This is a genomic window from Stieleria magnilauensis (assembly GCA_007753675.1).
GTDB lineage: Bacteria > Planctomycetota > Planctomycetia > Pirellulales > Pirellulaceae > Stieleria > Stieleria magnilauensis.
The window spans coordinates 3,493,555-3,519,040 of the sequence record CP036432.1; the positions used below are offsets into that span (position 1 = coordinate 3,493,555).

19 protein-coding genes are annotated in these 25,486 nt (G+C 59.5%); 10 read left to right on the top strand and 9 right to left on the bottom strand.

Annotated features, from left to right (window positions below):
• Positions 1-32 precede the first annotated feature (32 nt).
• Entirely contained in the window at positions 33-257 is a 225-nt protein-coding gene (locus TBK1r_RS12310) for a hypothetical protein (RefSeq protein ID WP_145210705.1), read from the bottom strand.
• A gap of 12 nt (positions 258-269) precedes the next feature.
• Positions 270-644, bottom strand: a complete 375-nt coding sequence (locus TBK1r_RS12315) for a BCCT family transporter (protein ID WP_419581274.1) — start codon at positions 642-644, stop codon at positions 270-272.
• A gap of 720 nt (positions 645-1,364) precedes the next feature.
• Here TBK1r_RS12315 and TBK1r_RS12320 point away from each other — a divergent pair.
• Positions 1,365-1,892 (top strand): MarR family winged helix-turn-helix transcriptional regulator, encoded by a 528-nt coding sequence (locus TBK1r_RS12320; RefSeq protein WP_419581275.1) that lies wholly within the window; start codon positions 1,365-1,367, stop codon positions 1,890-1,892.
• Here TBK1r_RS12320 and TBK1r_RS12325 read toward each other — a convergent pair.
• Entirely contained in the window at positions 1,867-2,568 is a 702-nt protein-coding gene (locus TBK1r_RS12325) for a transposase (RefSeq protein ID WP_145210711.1), read from the bottom strand. The two genes, TBK1r_RS12320 and TBK1r_RS12325, sit on opposite strands and share 26 nt — an antisense overlap.
• 79 nt (positions 2,569-2,647) lie before the next feature.
• Positions 2,648-4,816: a sulfatase family protein gene (locus TBK1r_RS12330; protein ID WP_145210714.1), complete on the bottom strand. Its 2,169-nt coding sequence runs from the start codon at positions 4,814-4,816 to the stop codon at positions 2,648-2,650.
• 306 nt (positions 4,817-5,122) lie between these two features.
• Here TBK1r_RS12330 and TBK1r_RS12335 point away from each other — a divergent pair, with 306 nt between their 5' ends.
• Together TBK1r_RS12335 and TBK1r_RS12340 are read left to right on the top strand one after the other, a co-directional pair.
• Positions 5,123-5,884, top strand: a complete 762-nt coding sequence (locus TBK1r_RS12335; RefSeq protein ID WP_145210717.1) for an HpcH/HpaI aldolase family protein — start codon at positions 5,123-5,125, stop codon at positions 5,882-5,884.
• Positions 5,885-6,226: 342 nt separating this feature from the next.
• Complete coding sequence (locus TBK1r_RS12340; protein ID WP_145210720.1) at positions 6,227-8,203, top strand: SdrD B-like domain-containing protein; 1,977 nt, start codon at positions 6,227-6,229, stop codon at positions 8,201-8,203.
• Positions 8,204-8,414: 211 nt separating this feature from the next.
• Here TBK1r_RS12340 and TBK1r_RS12345 read toward each other — a convergent pair whose 3' ends face one another.
• The 4 genes from TBK1r_RS12345 to TBK1r_RS12360 all read right to left on the bottom strand — a co-directional run bounded on the left by TBK1r_RS12345 (position 8,415) and on the right by TBK1r_RS12360 (position 12,846).
• Complete coding sequence (locus TBK1r_RS12345; protein WP_145210722.1) at positions 8,415-9,140, bottom strand: N-formylglutamate amidohydrolase; 726 nt, start codon at positions 9,138-9,140, stop codon at positions 8,415-8,417.
• Positions 9,141-9,353: 213 nt separating this feature from the next.
• On the bottom strand, positions 9,354-10,592 hold the full coding sequence (locus TBK1r_RS12350; RefSeq protein WP_145210725.1) for a carboxylate-amine ligase: 1,239 nt from the start codon (positions 10,590-10,592) through the stop codon (positions 9,354-9,356).
• A gap of 2 nt (positions 10,593-10,594) precedes the next feature.
• Positions 10,595-12,061, bottom strand: a complete 1,467-nt coding sequence (locus tag TBK1r_RS12355) for a RimK family protein (RefSeq protein WP_419581558.1) — start codon at positions 12,059-12,061, stop codon at positions 10,595-10,597.
• A gap of 5 nt (positions 12,062-12,066) precedes the next feature.
• Entirely contained in the window at positions 12,067-12,846 is a 780-nt protein-coding gene (locus TBK1r_RS12360) for a cysteine peptidase family C39 domain-containing protein (RefSeq protein WP_145210731.1), read from the bottom strand.
• A 709-nt stretch (positions 12,847-13,555) separates the two neighbouring features.
• Between TBK1r_RS12360 and TBK1r_RS12365 the strand changes: the two genes are divergently transcribed.
• From TBK1r_RS12365 to TBK1r_RS12380, 4 genes are all read left to right on the top strand, one after another.
• Positions 13,556-15,814, top strand: a complete 2,259-nt coding sequence (locus TBK1r_RS12365; protein WP_145210733.1) for a PQQ-like beta-propeller repeat protein — start codon at positions 13,556-13,558, stop codon at positions 15,812-15,814.
• A gap of 125 nt (positions 15,815-15,939) precedes the next feature.
• A complete protein-coding gene (locus TBK1r_RS12370; protein ID WP_145210736.1) occupies positions 15,940-16,179 on the top strand; it encodes a DUF3311 domain-containing protein in 240 nt (79 codons plus the stop codon).
• 8 nt (positions 16,180-16,187) lie between these two features.
• Positions 16,188-17,885: a sodium:solute symporter family protein gene (locus tag TBK1r_RS12375; RefSeq protein WP_473772506.1), complete on the top strand. Its 1,698-nt coding sequence runs from the start codon at positions 16,188-16,190 to the stop codon at positions 17,883-17,885.
• Between the two features lie 108 nt (positions 17,886-17,993).
• Positions 17,994-18,491, top strand: a complete 498-nt coding sequence (locus tag TBK1r_RS12380; protein WP_372895881.1) for a hypothetical protein — start codon at positions 17,994-17,996, stop codon at positions 18,489-18,491.
• 12 nt (positions 18,492-18,503) lie between these two features.
• Here TBK1r_RS12380 and thiD read toward each other — a convergent pair whose 3' ends face one another.
• Entirely contained in the window at positions 18,504-19,385 is an 882-nt protein-coding gene (gene thiD, locus TBK1r_RS12385) for a bifunctional hydroxymethylpyrimidine kinase/phosphomethylpyrimidine kinase (protein ID WP_145210741.1), read from the bottom strand.
• Positions 19,386-20,057: 672 nt separating this feature from the next.
• On the opposite strand from thiD, the gene TBK1r_RS12390 reads away from it, so the two are divergent.
• From TBK1r_RS12390 to TBK1r_RS12400, 3 genes are all read left to right on the top strand, one after another.
• Positions 20,058-21,137 carry an efflux RND transporter periplasmic adaptor subunit gene (locus TBK1r_RS12390; protein ID WP_145210744.1) on the top strand — a complete coding sequence of 360 codons (1,080 nt, stop codon included), beginning with the start codon at positions 20,058-20,060 and terminating at the stop codon, positions 21,135-21,137.
• The gene (locus TBK1r_RS12395) at positions 21,134-24,271 is read left to right on the top strand and encodes an efflux RND transporter permease subunit (protein ID WP_145210747.1); all 3,138 of its coding nucleotides are present in this window, start codon (positions 21,134-21,136) and stop codon (positions 24,269-24,271) included. Before TBK1r_RS12390 ends, TBK1r_RS12395 begins: the two co-directional genes overlap by 4 nt.
• Before the next feature lie 163 nt (positions 24,272-24,434).
• Positions 24,435-25,481: a dienelactone hydrolase family protein gene (locus TBK1r_RS12400; RefSeq protein ID WP_145210750.1), complete on the top strand. Its 1,047-nt coding sequence runs from the start codon at positions 24,435-24,437 to the stop codon at positions 25,479-25,481.
• The last annotated feature ends 5 nt before the right edge of the window (positions 25,482-25,486 follow it).

Genomic DNA, 25,486 nt, shown 5'->3' on the forward strand with positions numbered 1-25,486 from the left:
ACCTAACATCCCCATGAAAGCGGGCTTCTCGCCTAGCGGCGTCGGACGCGTTTGAGCCAATAGTCGACACCCATCTCGTTGATCGGCGCGCCGTCCAAACAGACGGTGATCTTCTCAGTCCCGTCGGCCAGGTTTTCCAGTTGCTTGGCGGCAGCTTCGCCGCTTTTGGCATCCACCGGAAACGACTCCAACACGGTGCCGTCGCCATCGATCTGTTTGACTTCGTAAGTTTTGTGTAGTGAATCCGACCATTCCATCGTCATGTCTCCTTAGGAGGAAAGTGGTGTGGAAGAGATTTGTGAATCTCTGTGAAGCGACGTCACCAACCCGTAACAGGCCAGTAACAAGACAAACGTCAAGGGATGTGCGGCCGCAATCGATGCGGCCTGCAATGCGTCCAGGCCTCCGCCATCGAGCAAGGCAGTGGCGACCGGCCCTTCACTGATCGCCTTGCAAACGGCAACAAACGCATCCTGCAACTCGTTGGCCGGCCACACGAAACACAGCAACGCGACCGCCAACACGATCGCAGCACTCCTAAGCAAAACGACCGGGTGCATCTCACAGTGCGGACCGATCACCACGCGCGGCAGCTGCTCGGCACGGGATGTGGTGGGGCGTTGAGTAGTAGTCGTATGGCTCAAGAATCAATCGAGAAAGGAAATGGAACGTGCCTGAAAACGTGCCGGGCTTATCAGTCTGCTGATTTCGGAACACCGACTCAATCAGTATGCCTTGATGGCTTGCCGAACAGAAACACACACCAGCTCAGGTGCCCTTTCCGGCCTCCATCGACCCAGTGCTGAAGCCCCGATTTCAGTCGCTCCAACTACTCGTCGGAAATCTTGCCGCTCTAATGCGGCTGGCAATCTCCAGTCACGCTCAACACGCGGGAGCATTGATTGACGAGCTGAGGCAAAATCCCCTTCCGACTGCCACCGTTGCTGCCAGTCGATCAACTCATCCCGAACCTCCACGACACCCCCAACCCCCGAACATACCCGCCAGCACAGGTATCTTCTGACCTCACCTCGGTGGGGCCAACCGCGTCGTCTTGGGAGTTGCATTCGTGCAGGGATTCGTCGGGTGCCATCTGGTTTTGCCTAAGGGAAACGATCGTCGACTTGCGGTCTAGCCACTCTGGACGAGTCGCGTAGGTTAACAGAAATTGGTTTGAGCTGAAAGCAGTTTTGTGTTCGGCGAGAGTCTATGGACGGCTCCCGGGCGGCGTCAACCTCGCGTTTTCCCACCGAACTGAACGCCTGAACCGGCCTGAAATTTCCCCCCGGCACCGATTGAGCTAAATTGAGTGGTGACGGTGGAAGACGCGTCTCATTTCATTCACTTTGGGATCGAAGCATTTGTTGACTCATGAGGACCAGATCGTTGCGGCGATCAGGCAGATCATTCGGGCGGTCGATCTGCATTCACGCAAATTGGTCAACGGCCACGGGTTCACAGGCCCCCAACTGGCCGTGTTGCAAGAAGCCCAGCGTCTCGGCAGCGCCTCCCCCAAAGCGATCGCCCGCGCGGTGCATCTCAGTCAAGCGACGGTGTCGGGCATTTTGCAGCGACTGGAGCGACGGGAGCTGATCCTGCGAAAGCCGAGCGCCAACGACAAACGCTCCGTCATGATCGAGATTTCACTGAAAGGCGAACAGGTCCTGCAGGATTCACCCTCACTGCTTCAAGACCGCTTTCGCGACGCGCTCTCGTCGCTGGAAGAGTGGGAGCGGCTACAAATCCTTTCGACCCTGCAACGCGTCGCCGGCCTGATGGACGCCGAGCACCTCGAAGCCTCGCCCCACCTAACCCCAGGCGAAATCCCCGGCGACGAAGAAGAACTCCCCCACCTCAACAAAGGGGTCAGGCCTCTTTTCCGTCCTTCGTAGACGGGAATCGGACCCTCGGTCGCCCTCGCGGCCGCATGGTTGACTCCAGGTTCAGACGGCGGGCGATCGATTCAACCCAGCCTTCATCACCCAGTGGCGCGCCACGCTGGGCACAGCGCCGAACCGCCTCGAGCTCCTTCTCCGACAGAGCTTCGTTGACGCGATCGACCCACCGAGGGGATCGAGAGATCGGCCACGGCGATAGCAGGGGCGGATTTGAGTCTCGCTTGAAATGCCAACGCCAGAGTGAACCCCAGCGCCACTGCTCTGCCCGGCCGACCAGGCCAGCGCGAAGCGCGTTGCGTTCAACATATCGGCAAACGACCAGAAGGTGATCGTCGTCCTGAATCGGAAAACTCTTGTAACGCTGCTGGTAAACGTGCCCCATTCCCCCGGTTTGGTAATGGGCGTGATAACGCATCGTGTGCGTTCCGCCGACCCAGCCCATGAACCGACTCATTTCACCGTCGACCAACGGTCTGACCACAAGGTGGTAGTGATTGGGCATTAGTTGGTACGCGAACAGTTCGACTTGGTGAATCGCCAACGCTTCACCGAGAATCTTTTCGAACGCGGCATAGTCGGCGTCCTTGTGGAAGATCTCCGCGCGAAGGTTGCCGCGATTGAGAGCATGGTACAAGCCGCCCGCTTCATCCGCCCGAGGCGCTCGTGGCATGATTTGATCCTCCAGATTCGAATTAGCCCGACCCTTAACCAGGCCCGACCCTAAACAAAGAGGCCTGACCCCTTTTCCGCTAGTGTTCGATCAATCGAACGGTGAGGTGTTGCAGACTCCAGCTGCCGGCGGCTTCGACGCCGTAGTGCGGGCTGCTGTCCAATCGCAACGACGCCCCGGCCTGCAGCACCCCGATGTCGCTGAGCAAACCACTTTGGTCTTTGGCGTCCAGATCGGCATCGACGCAGTAGATCGCCAACGGTGCCCCCTCACCGACTCGGTAAAACCCGCCGCAGACACCGTCTTGCCCGGCCACGATCGCGGCGGATTCTACGATCACGTCACGATCGAATTTGAGCACGATGGCTTCGTGCTGATCAACTTTGCCCGGACGGCCGCCGTGGATCCCTAAGCCGACTGCAGCGGCGCGGAATGCCGGCTCCGCGGACGCTCGTTCGCCCGCCACGGCTTCCATCACCATCGTCAACGGCGTGCCACCGACGTCGACCACCGTTTCAGCGACCGACTTGCCGTCGATCTGCCTGGCGACCGCCCCGTCGGCATGCAAGTCAATCGTCGCTCGCTTCGTGGCCGCGATCGGCACCATGCGATGGCCGCCGGCGTTGCGATGCAAGAACGCTTGCTCTGTCATGGAATGAATCAGTGGCTGAAGCGTTGGATCATCAATCCGATCATTGGTTTCCCACTGGTCGACCGCCAAGTCGTACAGTTCGTACGGGTGCGCTTGTCCGGCGCGCAACAGACGGGCATCAAAAAACAGCTTCCACTGCCCGTCATAGGTTGTGCCGTCGATCGTGGGCGAATCAAGACGCATGGCGACCGCAGCCGGATCCCCCTTGGCTTCCTTGTGATCGTTGAAGAACAACGGCGGGCGGGCGGCGATTGAATCTCCACGGAGTGCCGCCAGGACGCTGAAACTGTCTTCGGCGCCTTTTTCACCGCGGCTTAAATCTGGCAGGTCGGTACCGACGATTTCCGCGACGGTTGCATACAGATCCTGGAGCCCGATGGGTTGGTGGACGGTTTGGCCGGGCGTCGTCACATCACCGTCACCGATGCCTCCCGCCGCCCACGCGGCGATGAAGGGGACACGGTGGCCGCCTTCATAGATCGATCCTTTGTGCGAACGAAACGGTCCGGTCGCAATGTCACTGTTCTTTTCCGCGCCATTGTCGCTGATAAAGATCACCAGGGTGGTCGCGATCATCTTGCGGCCGGCGTGCCGGGGATCGTCCGTCTTTTCCAACCAGTCGAGCAACCGCCCCAGCGCGACATCATTCTCGTAAATAAAATCGTGCCGCGCGTCCATCGGATCGCCCGACTTCGTGCGGGCAGCGCCTGCGACCGGCTTGCCATCAATCGCATGGTCCGGGGTGTACGGCCCGTGATTGGAATTGGACGGGTAATACAAAAAGAACGGCTTGCTTGAGCCACGGCCGGGTCGCGTCTGTTGCTCCAGAAACTCGATGGCGTGATCGGAGTGACGGCTGCCCAACTCGCTCAACACATACGCGGCCGGGCCGTCGGCGGCAAGCTGTTTTCCATTGGCCGTCGCAGCGATCGCGGTCCGACCGTGAATGTGCCCCGGCCCGACGCTTTGCCGGGGGCCGTTTCGCTTCTTCGCATTTCTTGTACCCGCATCCGGACCCGACGTTCCATGAGACCGCGAGGTGAATCGGGCGAAATCAAAACCGTGGTCCAGTGGAGTGGTGAACAAGGGCTGGCGCAGATCGGCGTCGCTCCATTCGGCCGCCGGTGAACCGTCGCTGCGGCGATAGCGCAGCCCCACGTGCCACTTACCGACCAGCCCGGTCGCGTATCCATGGTCGCGTAACATCGATGCGATCGTCGGTCGATCCGCTTCGATCATCGGGTCGCCTTGGGCGCCAAACAACACCCAATACTTCAACCGATTGCGCCACGGATATCGCCCTGTCAGTAACCCGTAACGCGTCGGCGAACACCGTGAAGAAGGCGTGTGGGCATCGGTCATCCGCACACCCATTCTGGCCAGCCGTTCCATGTGTGGTGTGTGGACCTGGACGTCATCCCCGTTGCCGGTGAAATCCTGATACGCACTCGTGTCACCCATCCCCATGTCGTCGGCCATCATCAACACAATGTTCGGCCGACGCGTGATGTCATCAGCCCGCAGCCCCCTCGGCCGCAAGGCCTGATGAAGTGACAAACCGATAACCAAGACGAGAATAAACGGTGTGACTTTCATGATCCATCCGCGATCGACAAGTTTGAAAGCGTCCTAGTGTACCCGCTGCCTCCGCGACCTTTGAGCGTTCTGAAATAATTTTGACGAACCCACCCATGCCAGCGTGATCGCGAGTGTTCTCCCTCCACTGCCAACGGTCATGCTTCTCGCCGACGCCACCACCCCACGTCCTATTGGAGCTGATGAAAAAACTGACGCCGGTCCCGGCCAGCCCCATTGTTGATCGCACCGTTGCAAGACGAAAATGCGGACGCCGACATTCGTGCGGCTTTCGGTTTGATCCTTCCTGCCCGGTAACCCACCCTGATGAGAAAAAGCAAAACACTGGCACGCATCCGCAATGGAGAAGCCATCCGAACCTGCGTGCTGGGGCACTATATCCCCGCCTATGTCTGTCATGCCGCGCGTGCCGGGTACGATTGCCTTTGGCTGGATTTGGAACACCGTGCGTTGTCGATCCACGAAACCCAGGCGTTGCTGGCGTTCTCGCACTTGTACGACATCGACGTCATGTTGCGGCCGCCAACGCTGGAGAAAACGGGGCTCTATCGGTACCTGGAAGACGGCGCGACGGGCTTGCTGATCCCACATGTCTCGACGGCCGAGAAAGCCAGGATGTTGGTCGACGCGGTCAAGTTCCCGCCGCTGGGCGACCGCGGGATCGACAACGCCGGACTGGACGCCGACTTTCATGTTCACGACCCCGACCACTACGCCCAATGGGCCAACCGCGAAACCTTTCTTTGTGTTCAAATCGAAACGCCCGAGGGTGTTCACAATGTCGAGTCGATTGCGGCGGTCGAGGGCGTCGAGATGATCTTTGTCGGTCCAGGTGATCTGGGACTGCGGTTGCGTCAATCCGGCGAAATGACGATCGACCAAGCTTGGGATGCGGTCGCCGCGGCCTGCAAAAAACATGGCGTCGCGTTTGGCGGTCCGACGATGGGGCTTGAAGAGATGCAAAAGCGGCGCGACCTCGGTGCCCAGTTGCTGGTCAACAGCAGCGAGTTCGGGCACTTTTCCAAAGGCCTTCGAGAAGACATCCAGCAATACGACGCACTCAGCTGAGCGGCTGATGCTGCCAGGACATCCAACTCTCGCCGCCGGAGTCATTGGTGAGCTCGGCTGCGACGGGACGAGCGTGGAATCCGATGCGTTCAGCGGCAGACCATCAGGCGATTCGATGGAAGAACCGTCGTCGAACAAATTGGCTGTTTTTTTTCCGGTCGCTCGCATCGAGTGCGCGGCGTGAGTATAACCATGCATTCGCGTCACTCTGTTTCTGATGGGGCATAAGGCGACTGGTTCGGATGCGATTTCAGTGGTTGCCCGATCGTCTCGTCTGCCATCTCATTGGCATACCTGCCGATCGGGGATTTTGATCTCAATGCAGAACAACGAGGTTTCCCCATGCGTCGTCGCAATCGGTTTGAGCGTTTAGAGGCCCGCACACTGTTGGCTGCCGGCCTGATACCCGTCGACACGACCTTCAGCGTTGACACCAATGAAAATGGACTTCAGCTTTCCGGCAACGCCGTGTTGAGGTTCGACGCGGTGGTACTCGATCCCGCACTCGACGGTCCCGAAGACATCAGTCTGACGAACGTCGAAGTGACAAGCTCCGGCCAGGCGAGTGGACAGGTCGATGGATTCAACGTCGTCGCCACGTTCCAGACGACCAACTCGACGCCTCCGTTGGCGATCGTCGCCGGCGTCAGTCCCAATACGTTGCAGGTCGACAGTGTCGGCCCCGATCACCTTCCCGGCACGGTGACCGGAACCGTCGCCGGTCAACCGATCCAAAACGGTGAGTTCACTGCGACGTTGGTTACGGACATCGATTTCCCCACACGCGGCTTGTCTGGCACACTGGGGATCTCAATCACCGGCACCGTGTTCGGGGTCCCGTTTTCCGAATTTGCCCAGGCCGCGATTTCGCAAATCAATGTCATTCCATCCGGAACCGAATTCCCAGATCCGAGCTTGAGAAGTGTTTCCGGACGCGTCTTCTCAGATGCCGATGGAGACGGTCTGCGCGAGGCAGGCGATCAGCCCGTCGAGAATATCACCGCCGTGTTGCTGCAAGATTCCGTCGCCATCGATTCGATGCAAGTCGATAGCAACGGTTTTTATTCGTTCTACAATTTGCCCTCAGGCAATTACCAGGTTCGTTTCGACAACGTGCCCAGCGGCCAAGAATTCACGTTGCTGCAAGTCGGCTCCGACACCACCATCGATAGCGATGTCGATCCGGCGACCGGGGCCACCGCCCTGCTTGATTTTGGCGGCGGCCAAACGCTGCTCAACGTCGACGCCGGCATCCGCACGGAGACGACGAATGAATTCAAGCTCGATACGATTGGACTTTACCAAGGCGACATTTCACTGTTCCATCTCAAGGAATCCTTCACCCCCGGCCCGTCGGACCAGTACTTTGCGTTTGGACCGGGTGGCAACGCGGGCTGGGTCCCGGTGGTCGGTGACTGGAACGGCGACGGCGTCGACACCATCGGGCTGTATCAACCCGATATCTCGCTGTTCCACTTGAAGGATTCGTTCACGCCGGGCGCATCGGATCACTACTTCAGCTTTGGCCCCGGCGGCAACGCGGGCTGGATTCCGTTGGCCGGTGACTGGAACGGGGATGGCATCGACACGATCGGTCTGTATCAACCCGACATTTCGCTGTTCCACCTCAAAGATTCCTTCACCCCCGGGGCGTCGGATTACTATTTCGCATTTGGCCCGGGCGGCAATGCGGGCTGGATCCCGGTGGTCGGTGACTGGAACGGCGACGGCGTCGACACCATCGGGCTGTATCAACCCGATATCTCGCTGTTCCACTTGAAGGATTCGTTCACGCCCGGTGCCTCGGATCATTACTTCGCGTTCGGCCCCGGTGGAAACGCCGGTTGGACACCCTTGGCGGGCGACTGGAACGGTGACGCTACCGACACGATCGGTCTGTATCAGCCCGACATCTCGCTGTTCCATCTGAAGGACACCTTCACCCCCGGCGCCTCCGACCAATATTTCGCATTCGGCCCCGGCGGAAACGCGGGATGGACTCCACTGGCCGGTGATTGGAACGGCCCCGAAAGTCCCGTCTTGTTAGCAGCCAGTCCTGCGCTTGCCGCGTCCTCGGACGTGCTGCGGACAGGTGCCAAATCGGTTGCCGAGCCGGAAAACGACTCGGCCCCCTTGTCGTTATTGACAAGTTCGAATGCCCAAACGCAAGGAATCCGATGGAGTGCCGAAGCGGTCCGTTCATCGGACAGTGGTTCGGCAACCACGCCATCCGAATCAAGTGGAGAAAACGGTGAAGAGACCTCATCGGACGCTTCTCCCCTGCAGTTGCTCGACGACGCCTTCGCAGCCTGGCAGTGACCAAGCACCCGCCGTCCACTCCAACGCGACGCGTTAGCGACCGGCACGTGAACGTTCCGCCCTCTGGCGACGCCAGCAGATGTAGGTCAGGCTGTGCCTGACGGACCGATGGCATGCACAGTTTGCCCCTACGCGGCCGCCATCCCTGTCTCATCACGGCTGTCTGGCGAAGTCAGCGACGAAGCAGGAAACAATGATGGACCACTGGTCGCTAAGCGTTCGGCGCGTCATCCCAACCGGCGGCGATCAATTCCTCGACGACTCTCCGTTGGTGTTCGGGCGATCGTTTGAAGAATCGATGGTTGATTTCGATCTCAATGCCAAAGTATCGCCGCGAATCGTAACGTTGCCGCATCGCCGTCGTCAGCCCGTCGGCGGTTCCGGCATACGGCTGGTTCATCAGGACCCGCCGTTTCGGAAAACGCTGCACCAACCGCTGTCGCCAGCGGCGACAATACTCCGCTTCGCCGCCGGCATCGGGGTCAAACAACAATCCGATATCAATCGGTCGCCAAGCGCCAGCGATCCGAGGCGTAAAGGTGTGGACGGAAAAGTGGATGGCCGTCTGGCCCTGATCGACGATCGAATCAATCACATTTCCTACTGCATTTCGATAGGGGTGATAATAGCGATCCAAGATCAACCGCTTCCGCTCGTCGGCCAGGTCGCGAGTGAATTTGGAAAACAGCATCTGGTGATCGAGAGATCGATTCAAATCAACCAACAAACGCGTGGTGGTCGATGAAATCAGATCGACGTTCAAGTGTTCTGCCAACTGCATCGCGGCCGTCAACGATCCTGGGTCGTGACCGCGATGACTGGCCAGCCAGGCCATCGCATCGCCGCGGCGAAACGCATCGGCAAACTCGCTCGGAACCTGGTTGCCACCATGTTCGCACGTCACGACGTAACTCTGATCGCAGTTTGCAGAGGGCATCGAATTCATTGACGTTCGTTGGCGATCAACCGGTTTGCCGTTGAATGATCTAGTAATCTTTCGCAGCTCAATTTCCGGGTAGTGGACGAGGCGACGAGTCCTCTGCAGTCGGCATCTTGGCAGAGGACTCGTCGCCTCGTCCACTACCGCCTACCCGAAAACCAAGGTGCGGCGGAATACTTGGCGTCGGGTTCCCTGCGGCACACTTTCGTGTCACGGTTGGAAGGGTTCCCAATGATCCAACGAATCGGCGACTTCGTCATAAACGTCTTTCAAGTCGTCCAACGTAAATTTCTTGCCCAGTGCGGCACAAATCCGCGTCGCCAGCGTTCCTTGGTCGGTGATCACCTGCAGCGGTGCGAACAGACTATCGAGCACTTCATCGTTTCGCTTCATCCGGTCAAGCAGGAACGCCCACAAGTCACCGGCGCGGCAACTGGATCCAGGATAACCGAACAGCTTCAGATAGTCGGGCGATTCGATCTTGGCGTTTTCAGCCTGCTCGCTCACGTGGTTGAGGATACCGCGGAGCAATGAAGTCGGGACGTTTTTTTGCTGGTCCAGTGACGTCCAGGATTCCGAGACGAGTTCTTTCACCAACGCGATGACCGCGGCGCAGACCGCCACGTCGGCACCGGGATACTCCTGCACGTCCATCACCCGCAACTCGATCGATCCACGGTCGAATCGGGCGATCGCCCCCCGCGCATTGAGGAACTCTCCATGTAACACTCCGTCGGCATCGTGATGACGAATGTCAGCGAACAGACGATCCATGATTTCCGCCTGGTAAGTGGCCTGATCATAGATCGGTTCGGGAATCACGTCGCCGACCAACGAGGGCACTTTGCTGCAGTGTTCGGCATAAAACTTCATCCGCGAATCGAGCTGCCCCGAATAGTTGCCACCGACCACCGGTGAACTGGCCGTCAGCGCCGGCAGCAGCGGCAGCACCAATCGCACGGCGGCGTGCAGCCGGCCGAATTCCTGGTCATCGTCAAACGGCAGGTTCAGGTGAACGCTTTGCACGTTCGCCCAGCCATGGCTGTGACAATCAAAGATCTTGTCGTAGACACTGTAGATCTCGTGATACTGATGCGGCCACAACGCGGTCTCGGCGACGGGATCCATCCAGGGATGCATCCCCGTCGGCATCAATCGCACGTTCAGCGCGTCCAAGGCAGGCCCCAGATCGCGGATCGCCTTTTCAAACCGCGACGGCAAAGGGCGAATCTTCGTCGCCGGTTCGGTCGTCTTGAGCTCGATGACGTGCAAGGCCAATTCGTTCGACCAGGTGATCGGTCCGGATTCATATTCCGACGTCAATTCACCGCCGGCCAGTGACGCCAACAGCACATCAGCGACCGGACGCACGCCGAGCGTGTCGCGGTCGACCAACATGTATTCCAGTTCAATGCCATAGGCATCGAACAACTTCAAACGGTCTGACATGATTATCTCGAGTTGGCTAATTGCTTTTGGACTTCGATGCGTCGAGTGAACGACTCCATGATGCGTCGATACAGTTCATCGCGGAGCACGGCGTCTTCAATTCCGGAATCGAGGTTGGGATTGTCGTTGACTTCGATGACATAGAACTGACCGTCGGATTCTTTGACGTCGACGCCATACAGTCCGTTACCGATCAAGTTGGCGGCTTTTAGCGCCACCGAAACGGCCTTTCGTGGGGCGGTTTCGACGGGCAAGGTCTCACATTTGCCGAATTTCGGCTTGGTGCCCTTGGAACCGTGGTTGGCGATCTGCCAGTGCCCTCGCGCCATGTGGTACTTGCAGGCGAACACGGCGCGTTGATCGAGGATCCCGATCCGCCAATCGAAGTCGGTGCGCATGTACTCTTGGGCGATCAGCAGTTCCGAATCGGAAAAGAATTCGTCCAGACGGCGTTTCAGGTCGTCGGCATTTTCGGCTTTGACGACGCCTTGCGAAAACGCGCTGTCGGGGCGTTTCAACACACACGGAAAACTGAGTTGCCCGGCGACTTCATCGGCGTTGCCGCGATGGGCCACGATGGTTCGCGGCGTTGGCACTTTGGCTCGATTGAGCAATTCGGCCAGATAGACCTTGTTGGAACAGCGCAAGATCGAGAGCGGATCGTCGATCACGACCATCCCCGCCGCTTGCGCACGCCTGGCCGTGCGGTAGGTGTGATGGTTGACCGCGGTCGTTTCGCGAATGAACAACGCGTCGAACTCCAGCAATCGCCCGGTGTCTTCGCGCGTGATCAATTCCGCCGCAATGCCTTCTTTCGCTGCGGCCTTGACCATCTTCTTCAACGCGGCTTCGTCCGACGGTGCCAATTCGCCTTCCTTCGGGTCATGCAAGATCGCCATGTCGTAGCGCGTCACCTGACGCTTCGTGCGAACGGTGCTCCGGCGAGTGAAGTGCCGCTGTGCGGCATCGGCAACGAATTGACGGTGGTGCTTGGGCACATCGTTCAATGCGATCGCCGACGCGCCACGCAGCCGCCACTTGCTGCCTCGGGTGAACTTGAATCGCAACAGCGGAGCTTGAAACAACGCGTACAACTCTTTGGCCAGCCGGCTATGCTTTTTGGCGACGTTTTCACCGAAGTACACGCTCAGCACAAAGCTGTCGGTCGTCAACGATTGCAACGACTTTTGAATCAGCTCCTCCAGATGTTGCGGGATCAGCCGGATCGCGGCGGTCCCCCGCAAGTCTTGGATCGTGACGACATCGGGCACCGCACGTTGCCCACGCGCCTCGGCCAACAACGACACGTAATAACCGAGGCTTTGGTAGGCGTACGATCGACACAGGTTGTAAACCCTGGCCCCACGTGGAGTGCTTCCATTGGGACTGGACAAGAATTCGCCTGGGTCAATGGTTTGAACGCCCTCAAACCGCCCGAGCCAATCGTCGGCGGTTTCGGCAACAAGCACGATGTTCAATCCAAAATCCTTTCTGATGACGCAGCGGGTTCCAAAGTCAATAAATTGGCATCGTACGTGACGATACCCAGCAAGATGGCCGACGTGACTTGCGACAACGGCGCCAAGTAATTGTTCGTCGGTGCGAACGGATTGGGGTGCAACGGATCGGCAATCAAAACATTGCCCGAAACACGGTCGTATCCATGCAGCACCACAAAATGCCCGACCGGATCGCCGCCAATGTCGTCTGCAACACTGCTGCGTCCGTCCGCATCAAGCGGTTGGGGGCGCTCCCGTGATTCCTGATACAGGTAGGTTGCACTCAAGCCACACAGAATTGGCACGCCTGCGGTCAACGTTTTCGTGATCAAATGATCGTCCAGTCGCTGCATCCGCACGCGCCCGCCCAGCCGGAGGTACTGTAGGTAGTATCCCGTCGCAACTTCGAAACGCTTCACATCGATGTCCTTGCGGCAACGTTTAGCCTCCAGCTGCTGACGCAGCTTGTGGGACAATCGATCGGCCTCGGCGGTGCCGCTGGTCGGATCAAACCACGACGGATCGAATAGATGCAGATTATACGTCGTGATCTCGGTGTCGTAGCCTCGCTGGAGCGCATGGCACCCCAGTTGAACCGCCAACGTCCCCGAGCCGTTGCCGCCACCCGTTTCACCGATCAGCTGGCCAATGTCGACGGGGTCATTCCAGTAGGCATAGACGGCCGCTAAGCATGTCGGACCACAACTTGAATCGTTGGGCTGGGGTTGTATTTCGAGGTGCAGCGCATGTTTCATGGAGCGACAGTGGCAAGACAACAGAACTCATCCGCTCCATCCAATGGGGTCGTAATGATGATCGCCAGTTGCAAGGCACATCGCGTACCAATGTCAATTGCTGCAGCGGCGGCGCGTCCGATTCTGATCTGGGCCGATCGACACCGCAATGGTTTTTCCATCATCCAGTCTGCCTGGGCGGATTGAACCGTCGCGACAAACCGTCACGACGGTCCAACAGCATCGCAATCCGGCAAAGAAACTGCCATCGCCGGAAAAATATTTTCCAGTCCGAATCGCCAGCGATGGTGTTCCGGCGGTAGGCAACGCTGCGAAGCATTGATTGGCGGTAGGTGGGAGCCTTCCGGTGTTTGGGTAGCAATGAAAAACCGGAGGGCTCGCGGCCTGTCGCTAACAAAAAACACCTGAAGATGGTAGCGGAACGGCGCGAGCCGTCCGGTGCCAGCTTGGAAACACCGTCAAACACGCGGAGAGACGTACTTCACGGCGTCACGCTACCGGGTGACGCATGACATTTCGAGCTTCCGTCACGCACAGCGTGACCTACAGCTAATGCAGCGACAGCCCGACTTGGCACGATTCGTGCATTCGACCGGCAACGTCACGACAAACCGTCCGCGGGTGGTGTTCTCGGCGTGCAGCCCTGCATCGCGACTTCCTCGGCGTTTGTCTCTCACGCGTGTTCCCCAGCCCGCCACCAAGCACCTCCATGCCACTCAAACGCTACCCGACCGTTCTCAGCTGCTGCCTTTGCGTTTCATTCTTTTTGCCAATTGCCGCTGCGAACGACTCGGCCAACTGGACACAGTGGCGTGGCCCGAATCAAAACGGAATCGCACAGGCGTCGGGACTGGTCGACGACGTCAAGTGGTCCGGCGGATCGGGAAGCAACATTCGATGGAAGAACCCGCAAGCCGGCGGGATCTCCACCCCCGTCATCTTCAACGAACGACTCTACACCATCGTTCGTGATCAACCGGGCACCCCCAAAGACGCCGAAAAGGTCATCTGCCTGGATGCGAACACGGGAGAGCAACTTTGGGAAAACGTTTACAACGTGTTCTTGTCAGACGTGCCCGCCGAGCGAATCGGTTGGTCCAACGTGGCTTGCGATCCGTACACCGGCAATGTCTACGCGCTCGGTGCCTGTTGCCTGCTGCAATCGATGAACGGACAAACCGGCCAGACGCTGTGGTCCCGGTCATTGAGCGAAGAATTCGGAATGCTCAGCACCTACGGCGGCCGCACCAACACGCCGGTGGTGTTCGAGGACCTGGTGATCATCAGTGGCGTCACGACGGGCTGGGACGAAACCGCCAGACCCGCGCACCGCTTCCTTGCCTTTGACAAAGCGACGGGAGTGCTCGCTTGGATCACCAGCACCCGACCGCTGCCCGAAGACACCACCTACAGCACGCCCATCATCACAACCATCAACGGGCAAGACGTGATGATTGCCGGCGCGGGCGACGGATTCCTGTATGGCATGCAACCGCGAACCGGCAAGGTCCTCTGGAGTCAGCCGATTTCACGACGCGGTATCAACACGTCGGCCGTCGTCGATGACAACGGCCAAGTTTACACCGCCCACGGCGAAGAAAACCCGACCGGCACCGCGATGGGCGCCGTGGTCCGGATCGATGCCACACGAGCGAGCCTGGATTCGGCGTCGGCCGAAGTCTGGCGGACACCCGAGTTGACGGTCGGCAAAAGTTCGCCCTTGTTGGTCGACGGTCGGCTCTACGTGGTCGAGGATTCCTCGCACCTGCACGTGCTCGACGCGGAAACCGGCAACGAGATCGGCGACGGACTGAAACTCGGCACTTCGATGCGTGGCAGTCTGATCTACGCCGACGGAAAGATCTATGCCTGCACCGCGACCGGCTACTTCTACATTCTCAAGCCGACCGAGGACGGGATCGAATCGGTTTACAAGTCGCGTTTGCCGCGCGGTCATGAAGTCGGCGGTTCCTTGGCTGTTTCCAAAGGCCGGCTGTACCTGCCCACCACCGAAGGCCTGTACTGTTTGGCCAGCGAGCAGGCCGAGGACACCGCATCTGGCGAAAACGCAATCGCGTCGACGCTCGACGCCCAGCCTCGACCGGCCGTCACCGACACCACGATCAACCACTTGCAATTGATCCCCGCCGAAGCCATCGCAGTCCCGGGCGCGGCGCTGCCCCTGCGGTTGGTGGCGTACAACGCGATCGGGCAGCGTTTGGAAACTCCGGCAAACGCGACGTTTGAAGTGTCTGGCGATGGGCGAGTCGATGCCGACCAGAATTTCCTCGCGTCCAGCGAAGTCGTTGGCCACACCGCCGCCGTTGTGACCGCGCGCATCGGCGACCGCGTCGCGACATCCCGATTGCGCGTCGTCCCTCCGTTGCCCTGGCAATTCGACTTCAGCGACAACGAAGTTCCGATGACTTGGATCGGCGCCCGCTATCGTCACGAACCTCGCAAAATCGATGGCGACCCGGCGTTGGTCAAAATCACCACCATTCCCAAAGGCACACGCAGCCAGTCTTGGATGGGACCGACTGACATGCACGACTACACCGTGACCGCGGACGTCAAAGCAGCGGTGGCGTCCAAGTTGCCCGACATCGGTCTGATCGCCCAACGCTACACGCTGGATTTGATGGGCACCAACCAGCAGCTACAAATTCGCACCTGGCCGGCGCAGAACCGGATGGCGCGCAGTGTTTCGTTCGCTTGGAAAGCCGACACGTGGTATTCGATCAAATTTCAAGCCACCAACGAAGAGGGACAGCTCGTCTTGCGTGGCAAGGTTTGGCCGCGGGGAACGGAAGAACCTGATACCTGGACCTTGACCGCGACCGACCCCGCGCCCAACACCCAGGGCAGTCCCGGATTGTTCGGCAACGCCACCAACGCAGAGATCTTTATCGACAACGTCACCGTCGCGGCATTCCGGCCGGCGGCAAGTGAGCGAGACGACCGTTAACATTTTGCACTGCCACCACCTTTGACGCTGTGAAGTACTCAATGGGTCTCGGGCCCTTCCGCTAAAATGTGCTTCACAGCGTTGCCCCACCTTAACGAACCCTTCTACCTTCCAAATCACACTTCATGAAATATCTTGTTTGGGGACTTGTTGTCCTTCTGGTCGTCTTGCACCAGGATCTCTGGAACTGGGATAACGACCGGTTGGTGTTCGGATTCATGCCGGTCACGTTGGCGTATCACGCCGGGATCTCTATCGCGGCGAGCGTGGTTTGGTTTCTGGCGACGAAGTTCGCCTGGCCCAGCGATTTGGAAGGCGTCACAAAATCGGCATCCGAAACCGAGCATTCGGAGGCCGTGTCATGAGCCCCGGAGTGATCAAAGTTTTAATCATCGGCGTCTATCTGGCGGCGCTCGTCAGTTTGGGGCTGTTTTCCTCGCGGCTGTTTCGCGGCACGTCAAAAGACTACCTGCTGGCCAGCCATTCGATCGGCCCGTTTCTGTTGTTGATGTCACTCTTCGGCACGACAATGACGGGGTTCGCATTGGTCGGATCGACCGGTGAAGCGTTTGCCGAAGGGGTGGGCGTCTACGCGATGCTCGCGTCCTCGTCGGGCATCATTCACTCGCTCTGTTTTTTCGTGCTGGGCATCAAGCTTTGGTCGTGGGGAAAGAAATACGGCTACACGACACAAATCGCATTTTTTCGCGATCGACTCGGCAGCGACAAGATCGGCTTGCTGCTGTTCCCGATTCTCGTTGGGCTGGTCATCCCCTATCTGTTGGTCGGAATCATCTCGGCCGGCAAGGCGATCGAAGGCGCGACGCGTGGCGATTTCCTGATGCTGACCGAATCGGGCAGCATTCCGCCGTGGTTGACCGAATTGGTGATCTGCGCCGTCGTGCTGGTGTATGTTTTCTTCGGTGGGATGCGGGGCACCGCTTGGGCCAACACATTCCAGACGATTGTCTTCATGGTCCTGGGTGTCGTTGCGTTTTATTTGATCGCGACGGGCTTGGCCGCCAAATCGGTTGAAAGCGGACGTGCCCATGAGATCCGCGACGGCCAGCGCGTCGTGCGTACCGAGCCACCGTCGGGGCTGATGGATTCACTGCACATCGTCTCCCAAGAAATCCCCAAGGCGCGGCGGGTGCGCGCCGAAGTCACCCTTTCGGACCAACTCGCCACCGTCGAAGCGCCCGAAAAATTTCGCACGCGGGAACGAATGGATCCCTGGTTGTTCTTGACGTACATGTTGATTCCGTTTTCGGTCGGCATGTTTCCGCACCTGTTTCAGCACTGGTTGACCGCCCGGGACGCCAACGCATTCAAGTTGTCTGTCGTCGCACACCCGGTGTTCATCTTGATCGTCTGGATTCCTTGCGTGTTGATCGGCGTTTGGGCGACGACGGGCTTGATCGACATCCCACCTCCGATCGCCAGCGATCCCAACAAGGTGCTCGGATTCATGGTCAAGTCGCTTTCGGGCGATGTCCTGGGCGGGTTCCTGTTGGCCGGCATCTTGGCCGCGATCATGTCCAGCCTGGACAGCCAGTTCCTGTGTATCGGAACCATGTTCACCAAAGACATTGTGGTCCACTACAGTCGCGAAGACCGCTTCAGCGATCGTCAGATCATCCTGATCTCGCGTGGGTTCATCATCGCCGTCGTCTTGGCAACGTTTCTGCTCAGCTTGACCACGATCGCCCAGACCCGCGTGTTCCAACTGGGGATTTGGTGCTTCAGCGGATTCAGCAGCTTGTTCCCGCTGGCGTTCTTGGCCATCTACTGGCGTGGGTTGACCAAGTGGGGCGCCTACGCGGGCGTGTTGACCGCGGCCTCGGTGTGGTTCTGGCTGTTTTCGGCCAGCCAATTCGGCGCGATCGAAAACTGGTCGGTCGATTTCACGCTGGGCGGCAGCACGATCCACACGATGCCGGTCGCGACGATCTTCATCGCATCGACGCTTGCGACCGTGATCGTGTCGCTGGTCACCCCCAAGCCCGACGCGACGACACTGGAGAAGTTCTTTCCCGCCGCCGATGGAGGCCGCGTCGATGATGCGATGTGAGGCTCGCGTCGATCGTCTTCCGTCATGTCCAGTGCGTCGTTAAAGTGGTCTCCTTTGGTGCGGTTACCGTAGCTCTCCGCAGACACTCCACCCGTCCAAAGCGATCCCATGGAAATTCTCGACATCCTCTCACGCATCGTTCACGTCGGCACGGCGATCACTCTGGTCGGCGGAAGCGTGTTCACCGCGTTCGTGTTGATGCCGTCGGCCAAAGAGCTGGGCGACGAACCGCACCGCCAATTGGCCACGGCGATCACGTCGCGGTGGAAGCGGTTCGTCCACATCGGCGTGCTGCTGTTTCTCGTCAGCGGACTGTACAACTACTACCGGGCCATTCCTGCACACCAGGGCGACGGACTCTACCACGCCCTGGTGGGCACGAAGATGTTGCTGGCGCTGGCCGTCTTTTTCATCGCCGCGGCCCTGGTCGGACGAAGTGCCAAACTGCAACCGATCCGCGACAAGAAAGCCACCTGGATCAAGATCCTGGTGCTGCTGGCGGCGATCATCGTCGCCATCTCCGGATACGTCAAAGTCCGCGGCGCCGCGAAAGCCTTGCCGCCAATCGGCGACGCGACGGTGTTGACTGAAACAGAAGTGGGTTAAACGTCCAGCCTGTCATTGAGCCCTGCCGGCATTCTTTCCCGCGTGCAAAACACGATGCTCGACAGGGCGGCAGCCTTGGCCCAGCGGCGGCGATAGCTCCAGCGACGTGTGAACGGCGGAGATCGCACCTTGCACCGCGGAATTCACCCGAAGGGCATGCGGGTGCTTGGGACTGGTCAACGTCAAACGTGCCGCGATGGTCGCCGACAAACTGCAGCCCGCACCGTGACCATGGTTTCCCGGCACGTCTGCGACGCCGATGCAAGTCACGTGTTCATCGTCGGCGAGGATGTGCTGCCGATCCCCGTCGATCACCCCGGCTTTGATCAACACATACTTTGGTCCCAACTGATGCAGGTCATCGGCGGCCTGGCAAAAGGAATCCAGATCGGTCAGTTTCCGCCCCAGGATCGCTTCGACTTCATAGCGATTCGGCGTGATCAGGGTGGCGATTGGAAACAGGTGCTCGCGGTACGCAGCGGTCATGCTGCCGTCGCCCAACAGATCACCGTGCTTGCTGATCAAGACCGGGTCGACGATCAAATCGCCTGAATACGTTTCCAAGCGTTCCGCAATCGCGCGGACGATTGCCGGACTGCCGAGCGCGCCCGTTTTGATCGCCAGCGGTGGGATGTCTTCCAAGACGCATTCGAGTTGTTCCGCCACCAAATCGACCGGCATGACTTCGACACGTTTGACTCCGACGGTGTTCTGAACGGTCAGCAAGGTCACCACGCTCATCCCGTAGACGCCGTTTTGCTGAAACGCCTTCAAGTCGGCTTGCAGCCCCGCACCGCCGCTCGGATCGGATCCGGCAATGGTCAAAGCAACCGATTTGCGGGCAATGGAAAAGGAACGGGAGGCAGCCTTGCCGGCGGGCTTTTTCGGTTTCATGAACGTGGGAGCATTTGTAAAAAAAGCGGTCCGGTGCGGACAAGTCGACGTTTTTTCGCGAACTTACCCTCCCATGATTGCCTCTCCCTCGATTGGTCGCAATGTGCCGTCGGCACACGGCCTCGACGCCATGGGGCGACTGGACGGCCTGTCGGCCTGTCGGCTGAAGCCCGCACGCGTGAGCAAGGGGCCACGCGGCGCCCCTCGCTAACGCGCCGGGCTGGCATCATTGCGTTGATTTCGGAACATCGATTAAGTCGACAGGCCGTAGAACGACGCGTTCAATCGCGTTGTCTCGATTGAACGCCAGGAATCGACGTTCTGGCGAAACTAGCTACGTTTCACCGGTTGTTGAATCCTCAGCAACGGCCCCTCTTGTGGTTCGCCACTGCAGCCAGAGGATGCGGTCCGATTGATCAGGTCCTATGACACAGCAGACATCCAAGCAGTACATTGTCTTGCCAAGGGTTTTCCCGTCGTCCCAACCTCCAATTTTCCTGCCCGACATTTTTCGGCCACCCGTCTTTCGTTTCTCCAGGCTTGGCTTCGGCACACCGTCCAGACATCGCCAGGGCATTGATTTCCAGATTCTTGCTCCACCGGATGAACGCTCTCTGGTCAATGAAGTAGTCTCCGTTAGAACGTCGTCAGCTTCCCTTTACTGATTCTCCGATGAAACGCCTGATCGCCGGTTCCGTCTTCGTCCTCCTTCTTGTGGTGGGGGCACTCGGCGCGGTCGGCTACGCCAAGTACCGCCAAATCCAGGCCGCCGGTGCGATGCCCCCGCCGCCGGAAATGCCCGTCGCCGTCGCCACGATGACCGCAACGGACCTACCCTACCGCCGCAACAGCGTGGTGATCGGTACCGTGCTGGCGCCCCAGTCGGTGATGCTACGCAATGAGTTGACGGGGGTTCTCACCGAAGTCGCTGTCAAACCGGGAGACTCGGTACATCGGGGCGACGTCTTGTTCAAGTTCGACACGGATCTCGAATCCGCCGACTTGAAGAGCGCGGTGGCGACCCGGCAACTGGCTGAAGACGCATTGGCGAGAAACCAACGATTGAAACAATCCGGTGCCGGCAGCGAGCAACTGCTGGAGGAAGCGACCGCGAACCTGGCCCGATCGGTCGCCGAAAACGAACGGTTGGAAGCGTTGATCAAAAAGAAGACGCTGACCGCGCCCTTCGATGCCCGCGTGGGCCTGTTCGACCTCCATCCCGGACAGTACCTGGCCGCCGGCAGCGAAATCACGGAACTGTCCGGCGTGGCCGACTATCTGAACATTGACTTTGCGATGCCCCAATCGGTCGCGGCCACCGTCGGCGTCGGTGACGCGATCGAGTTGTTGCTGCCGCCAGCCCCACAGCCACTCCAGTCCAACATCGTCGCTGTGGATGCGTCCGCGAATCTGCAGTCACGGTCGCTGATGGCTCGGGCGCGGCTGGACAATCCGCCGACGACCCTGCATCCCGGTGACTCGGTCAAGGTTCGTATTCCTTACGGCCCCAACGTCCCCGCGGTCACGGTGGCGTCGACGGCGGTTCGTCGGGGACCGACCGGCACCAGTGTGTTTGTCGCGGTCGAAACCAACGGCCAGCTGCGTGCCGAGTCGCGTTCGGCGGTGGTGCTGGGCAGCGACGGTTCACGGACTTGGATCGCAGAAGGGATTGCGGCCGGGGACACCGTGATCACCGACGGTTCGTTCAAGGTCAGCGAAGGACGATTGCTGGCCCCGGGAGACACCCCATGAGGCAACACGAAACCACCGCCGCGCCACGCCGCGCGATCACCGACCTGTTCATTCGCCATCCGGTGCTGGCCGTCGTCGCCAATTTGATATTGGTGATCATCGGAATTCGCTGCGCCGCTTCGTTGCCCGTTCAACAGTTCCCGAAACTGGAAAGCAGTTCGATCACGGTCACGACGCTGTACTACGGTGCCAGCGCCGAAACCGTCCGCGGCTTCCTGACGACACCGATTGAACAAGCGGTATCGTCGATCGCGGGCGTCGACACGATCGAATCGACGAGTATCGCCGGCATCAGCACGATCACGATCAAGCTGCAACTGAACCACGATTCGACGCGGGCGCTGGCGGAAGTCAACGCGCGGCTGAGCCAAATTCGTTCGCAACTTCCCGACCAGGCCGAACCGCCGACGGTCGATCTGGCCCGCGCCGACAAGCCCTACGCGACGTTCTACATCAGTTTCACGTCGGATCACTTCGACATCCCCGCGCTGACCGATTTCTTGGCCCGCAACGTCCAGCCACGACTGGCGACCGTCCGCGGCGTCCAGCGCGTCGGCGTCGAAGCCGGCCAGACACCGGCGATGCGGATCTGGATTTCACCGCAGCGGCTGGCGGAGTTGAATCTGACACCGGGCGATGTCTACCAGGCGCTGCAACGAAATAATTTTCTCGCCGCCATCGGCCAAATCAAAAGCGACTCGGTCCAGATCGACTTACTGACCAACACCGATCTGCGAAGCGTCGAAGAGTTTGGTGACTTGATCGTTTCGCAAACCGATGATTCGATCGTGCGATTGCAAGATGTCGCCGACGTCGAACTGGGATCGGAAGAGCCGACGGCGACGGCGATGTACCGCGGCCGCAAAGCCGTCTACTTGAGCGTGTGGCCGCTACCGGCAAGCAATGAAATCGAAGTCTCCAACGCCGTCGCGGTCGCGATGGCCGAGCTGCAACCCCGATTGCCTTCGCACGTCGACATGCAGATGGCCTACGACGGCACCAAGTTCATGCGCAAGGCGCTGTCGGAGATCTTCACGACGCTGTTGGAAACGGTCGCCATTGTCGCCTTGGTGGTGTTTCTGTTCATGGGGTCGCTGCGTTCGGCACTCGTTCCTCTGGTCGCGATGCCCGTCTCGCTGATCGGTGCCGCCGTCGTGATGTTTTTACTGGGTTTCTCACTCAACCTGCTGACGTTGCTGGCCATCGTGCTGTCAGTCGGATTGGTCGTCGACGACGCCATCGTGGTGGTCGAAAATGTCCAGCGACACCTCCGCGAAGGCCTCTCCAAAACCGGCGCGGCGCTGGTCGGCGCCCGTGAACTGGTCGGTCCGATCATCGCGATGACGATCACGCTGGCAACCGTCTACGCTCCGATCGGGTTCCAATCGGGACTGACCGGCATGCTGTTTCGCGAGTTCGCGTTTACGCTGGCCGCCGCCGTGATCGTTTCCGGAATCGTGGCGGTGACGTTGTCGCCGATCATGAGCGGGTTGCTGTTACAAACCGAAGAACGCGAGGGGCGGCTGACTCGATTGACCGCGCGGCTGTTCGATCGATTGCAAGCGATCTATGCTCGGCTGCTGGTTTGGGTGCTGGATCTGCGTTGGTCGATCGCCGTGGCAACCTTGATCACCGCCCTGGCTGCCGTTCCGCTATACATGTTGTCGGGCAAGGAACTGGCACCGATCGAAGACGAGGGAGCGATCTCGTTGGTCGTCAGCGCCGCACCCGATTCAACACTGACGGCGTCGACGCACTGGGCCGGCGAGTTGGCCCAACGCTTGCAAGCGATCCCCGAAACCGAGTACATGTGGTCGCTGGTCACCGCCGGTGGAGGCTTCGGGGGCGTGATCACCAAAGACTGGGACGATCGAGAGCGTGATACCCAATCGATGCTTCCCGAAGTCTTCGCAATCGCATCACAGAGCGTCGGACTGGAAGCGTTTCCCGTGCTGGTTCCACCGCTTCCCGGCGCGGGCCAATTCGATGTCGAATTGGTGATCAAAAGCGACACGCCGACGCGACAGCGGCTGGAATGGTCACAACAGATCATGCAGCGCGCCAGTGAAACGGGCATGTTCATGTTCGTCGATTCCGATTTGAAATTCGACCTGCCCCAGGCACGTGTGATGGTCGACCGCGAGGTGTTGGCCGACCTGGGACTCGACCAAGCCGCGGTGGGCCGTGAGTTGGGCGTGTTGCTCGGCGGCGGTGAAGTCAATCGATTTAATTTCTTTGACCGTTCGTATCGCGTCATTCCACAACTCGATGCCCGCCAGCGTGAAGACATCGGGTCGTTGATGGATTTAAAAATCCGCAATCCGGCCGGCGAGTTGATTCCCGTGTCGGCATTCGCATCGATCCAGCCGGTGACCGCACCGCGCAGTCTGCATCGATTCGGACAACAAGACTCGCTCAAAATCTCCGCCGCCGTCTTGCCCGGTGTCACCAAAGCGACGGGGTTGGACGTGATCGAGCAGATCGCGCGCGACGTCACCGGTGGTGTCGCGGAAATTGATTACGCCGGCGAATCACGGCAGATCCGCAATGAGGGTTCCAAGCTGGCCGGAACGCTCGGGTTTGCCTTGGTGCTGATCTATCTGGTGCTCGCGGCGCAGTTCCATTCGTTTCGCGATCCGCTCGTTGTGCTGCTCGGTTCCGTCCCGCCGGCGATCACGGGCGTGCTGGTGCTGACCTGCTTGAATCTGACGACCATCAACATCTATTCCCAAGTCGGATTGATCACCTTGGTCGGACTGGTCGCCAAGAACGGAATCTTGATCGTCGAGTTCGCCAACATGCTGCGTCGCGACGGCTGGGAGAAACGGGCCGCGATCATGCATGCGGCAAAGACTCGCCTGCGCCCGGTGTTGATGACGTCGGCGGCAACGATCCTGGGTCACTTTCCGCTGGTTCTGGTCACGGGCGCCGGGGCGGAAGCTCGCAACAGCATCGGCATCATCCTGGTGGCCGGTATGGCGTTGGGGACCCTGTTGACCCTGGCCGTGGTTCCCGCGCTGTACCTGATCATCAGCACCAACCGACGATTGGATCCGCACCCTGGAGAGCGGCTGCCCGAGGTGGAAAACCGGCCGCAAGAACGCCCCTCTGTCGGCGAACTGGAACTCGTCTGATCGCCGACGTTACAATGGAATCAGCGGATGATGCCCGGCGCGGCGCCCCATATTCCTGTGGCCCACGATCCCAACGCCCCGTTTTCCTGGCCAACGTTTTCCTGGCCACCATTGTTGTGCCATTTCATTCCCCGCGTTTCCTGTCCGACAAACGAGCCCCACGATGCATCGACTCCGAATGGTCTGGTTCGCCGCCATCGGCTGTGGCCTGTTCGGCTGCCTGATCGGCGATGGCTTGATCTGCTGCGGCGACGAAGCGGTCAACATCGTTCCGTTGGAATGGATCGGAAAGTCGTTCCAGGCCTCCGATTCGATCAACGTCGGCGATGAACCAGCCGAGGACGCACGCGCCTGTCTGAGCGGATTGATCTGGCAAGCCACCGAGTTCACGACCCACTGCACCACTGCGGATGAACTCCGGGGCGACGTCACGGTACGATTTCCGTCACCCATCAACACGGGCCATCCCGCGAACGACTCGGTCGCGATGGAATGGTACGTGGCACGGGATGAACAACAGCGTCCCAAACGAGCCAAGGCGGTCGTGGTGGTTCACGAATCGGGCAGCAAGATGCCGGTGGGACGCATGTTTGCCCATGGATTTCATCACTGTGGTTTCCATGCCTTTCTGATTCATCTGCCCCACTACGGCAAACGTCGCGAAAACGGTAAGAAGCCCGACGACGTCGTTTTCTTTAACGCCATGCGGCAGGGGATCGCTGATGTCCGCCGCGCCCGAGACGCCGTCGCGTGCCTCCCGTACGTCGATGATTCCAGCATTTCATTACAAGGCACCAGTTTGGGCGGATTCGTTTCGGCAACCGCGGCGTCGATCGACGACGGCTACGACCACATCTTCATCACCCTGGCCGGCGGAAACCTGTTGAGCGTGATTGAAAACGGAACGAAAGACGCCGCCAAGGTACGCCAGCGTTTGCAAGAAGCAGGCATCACCGGCGAACAACTTCGATCGCTCGTCAATCAGATCGAACCGACGCGTGTCGCACACCGCCTTCCCCCCGACCGCACCTGGCTCTACTCCGGAACCTTCGACACTGTGGTTCCGATGTCCAGCGCCAACGCCTTGGCGACGTCCGCCAAGCTGGATCCATCGCATCACATCAGGCTGCTAGCCAATCACTACTCGGGCATCATCTACCTGCCCGCGATCATCGATCACATGCGAAACCAGATCGAATCGGTCAAGTAGTAAGT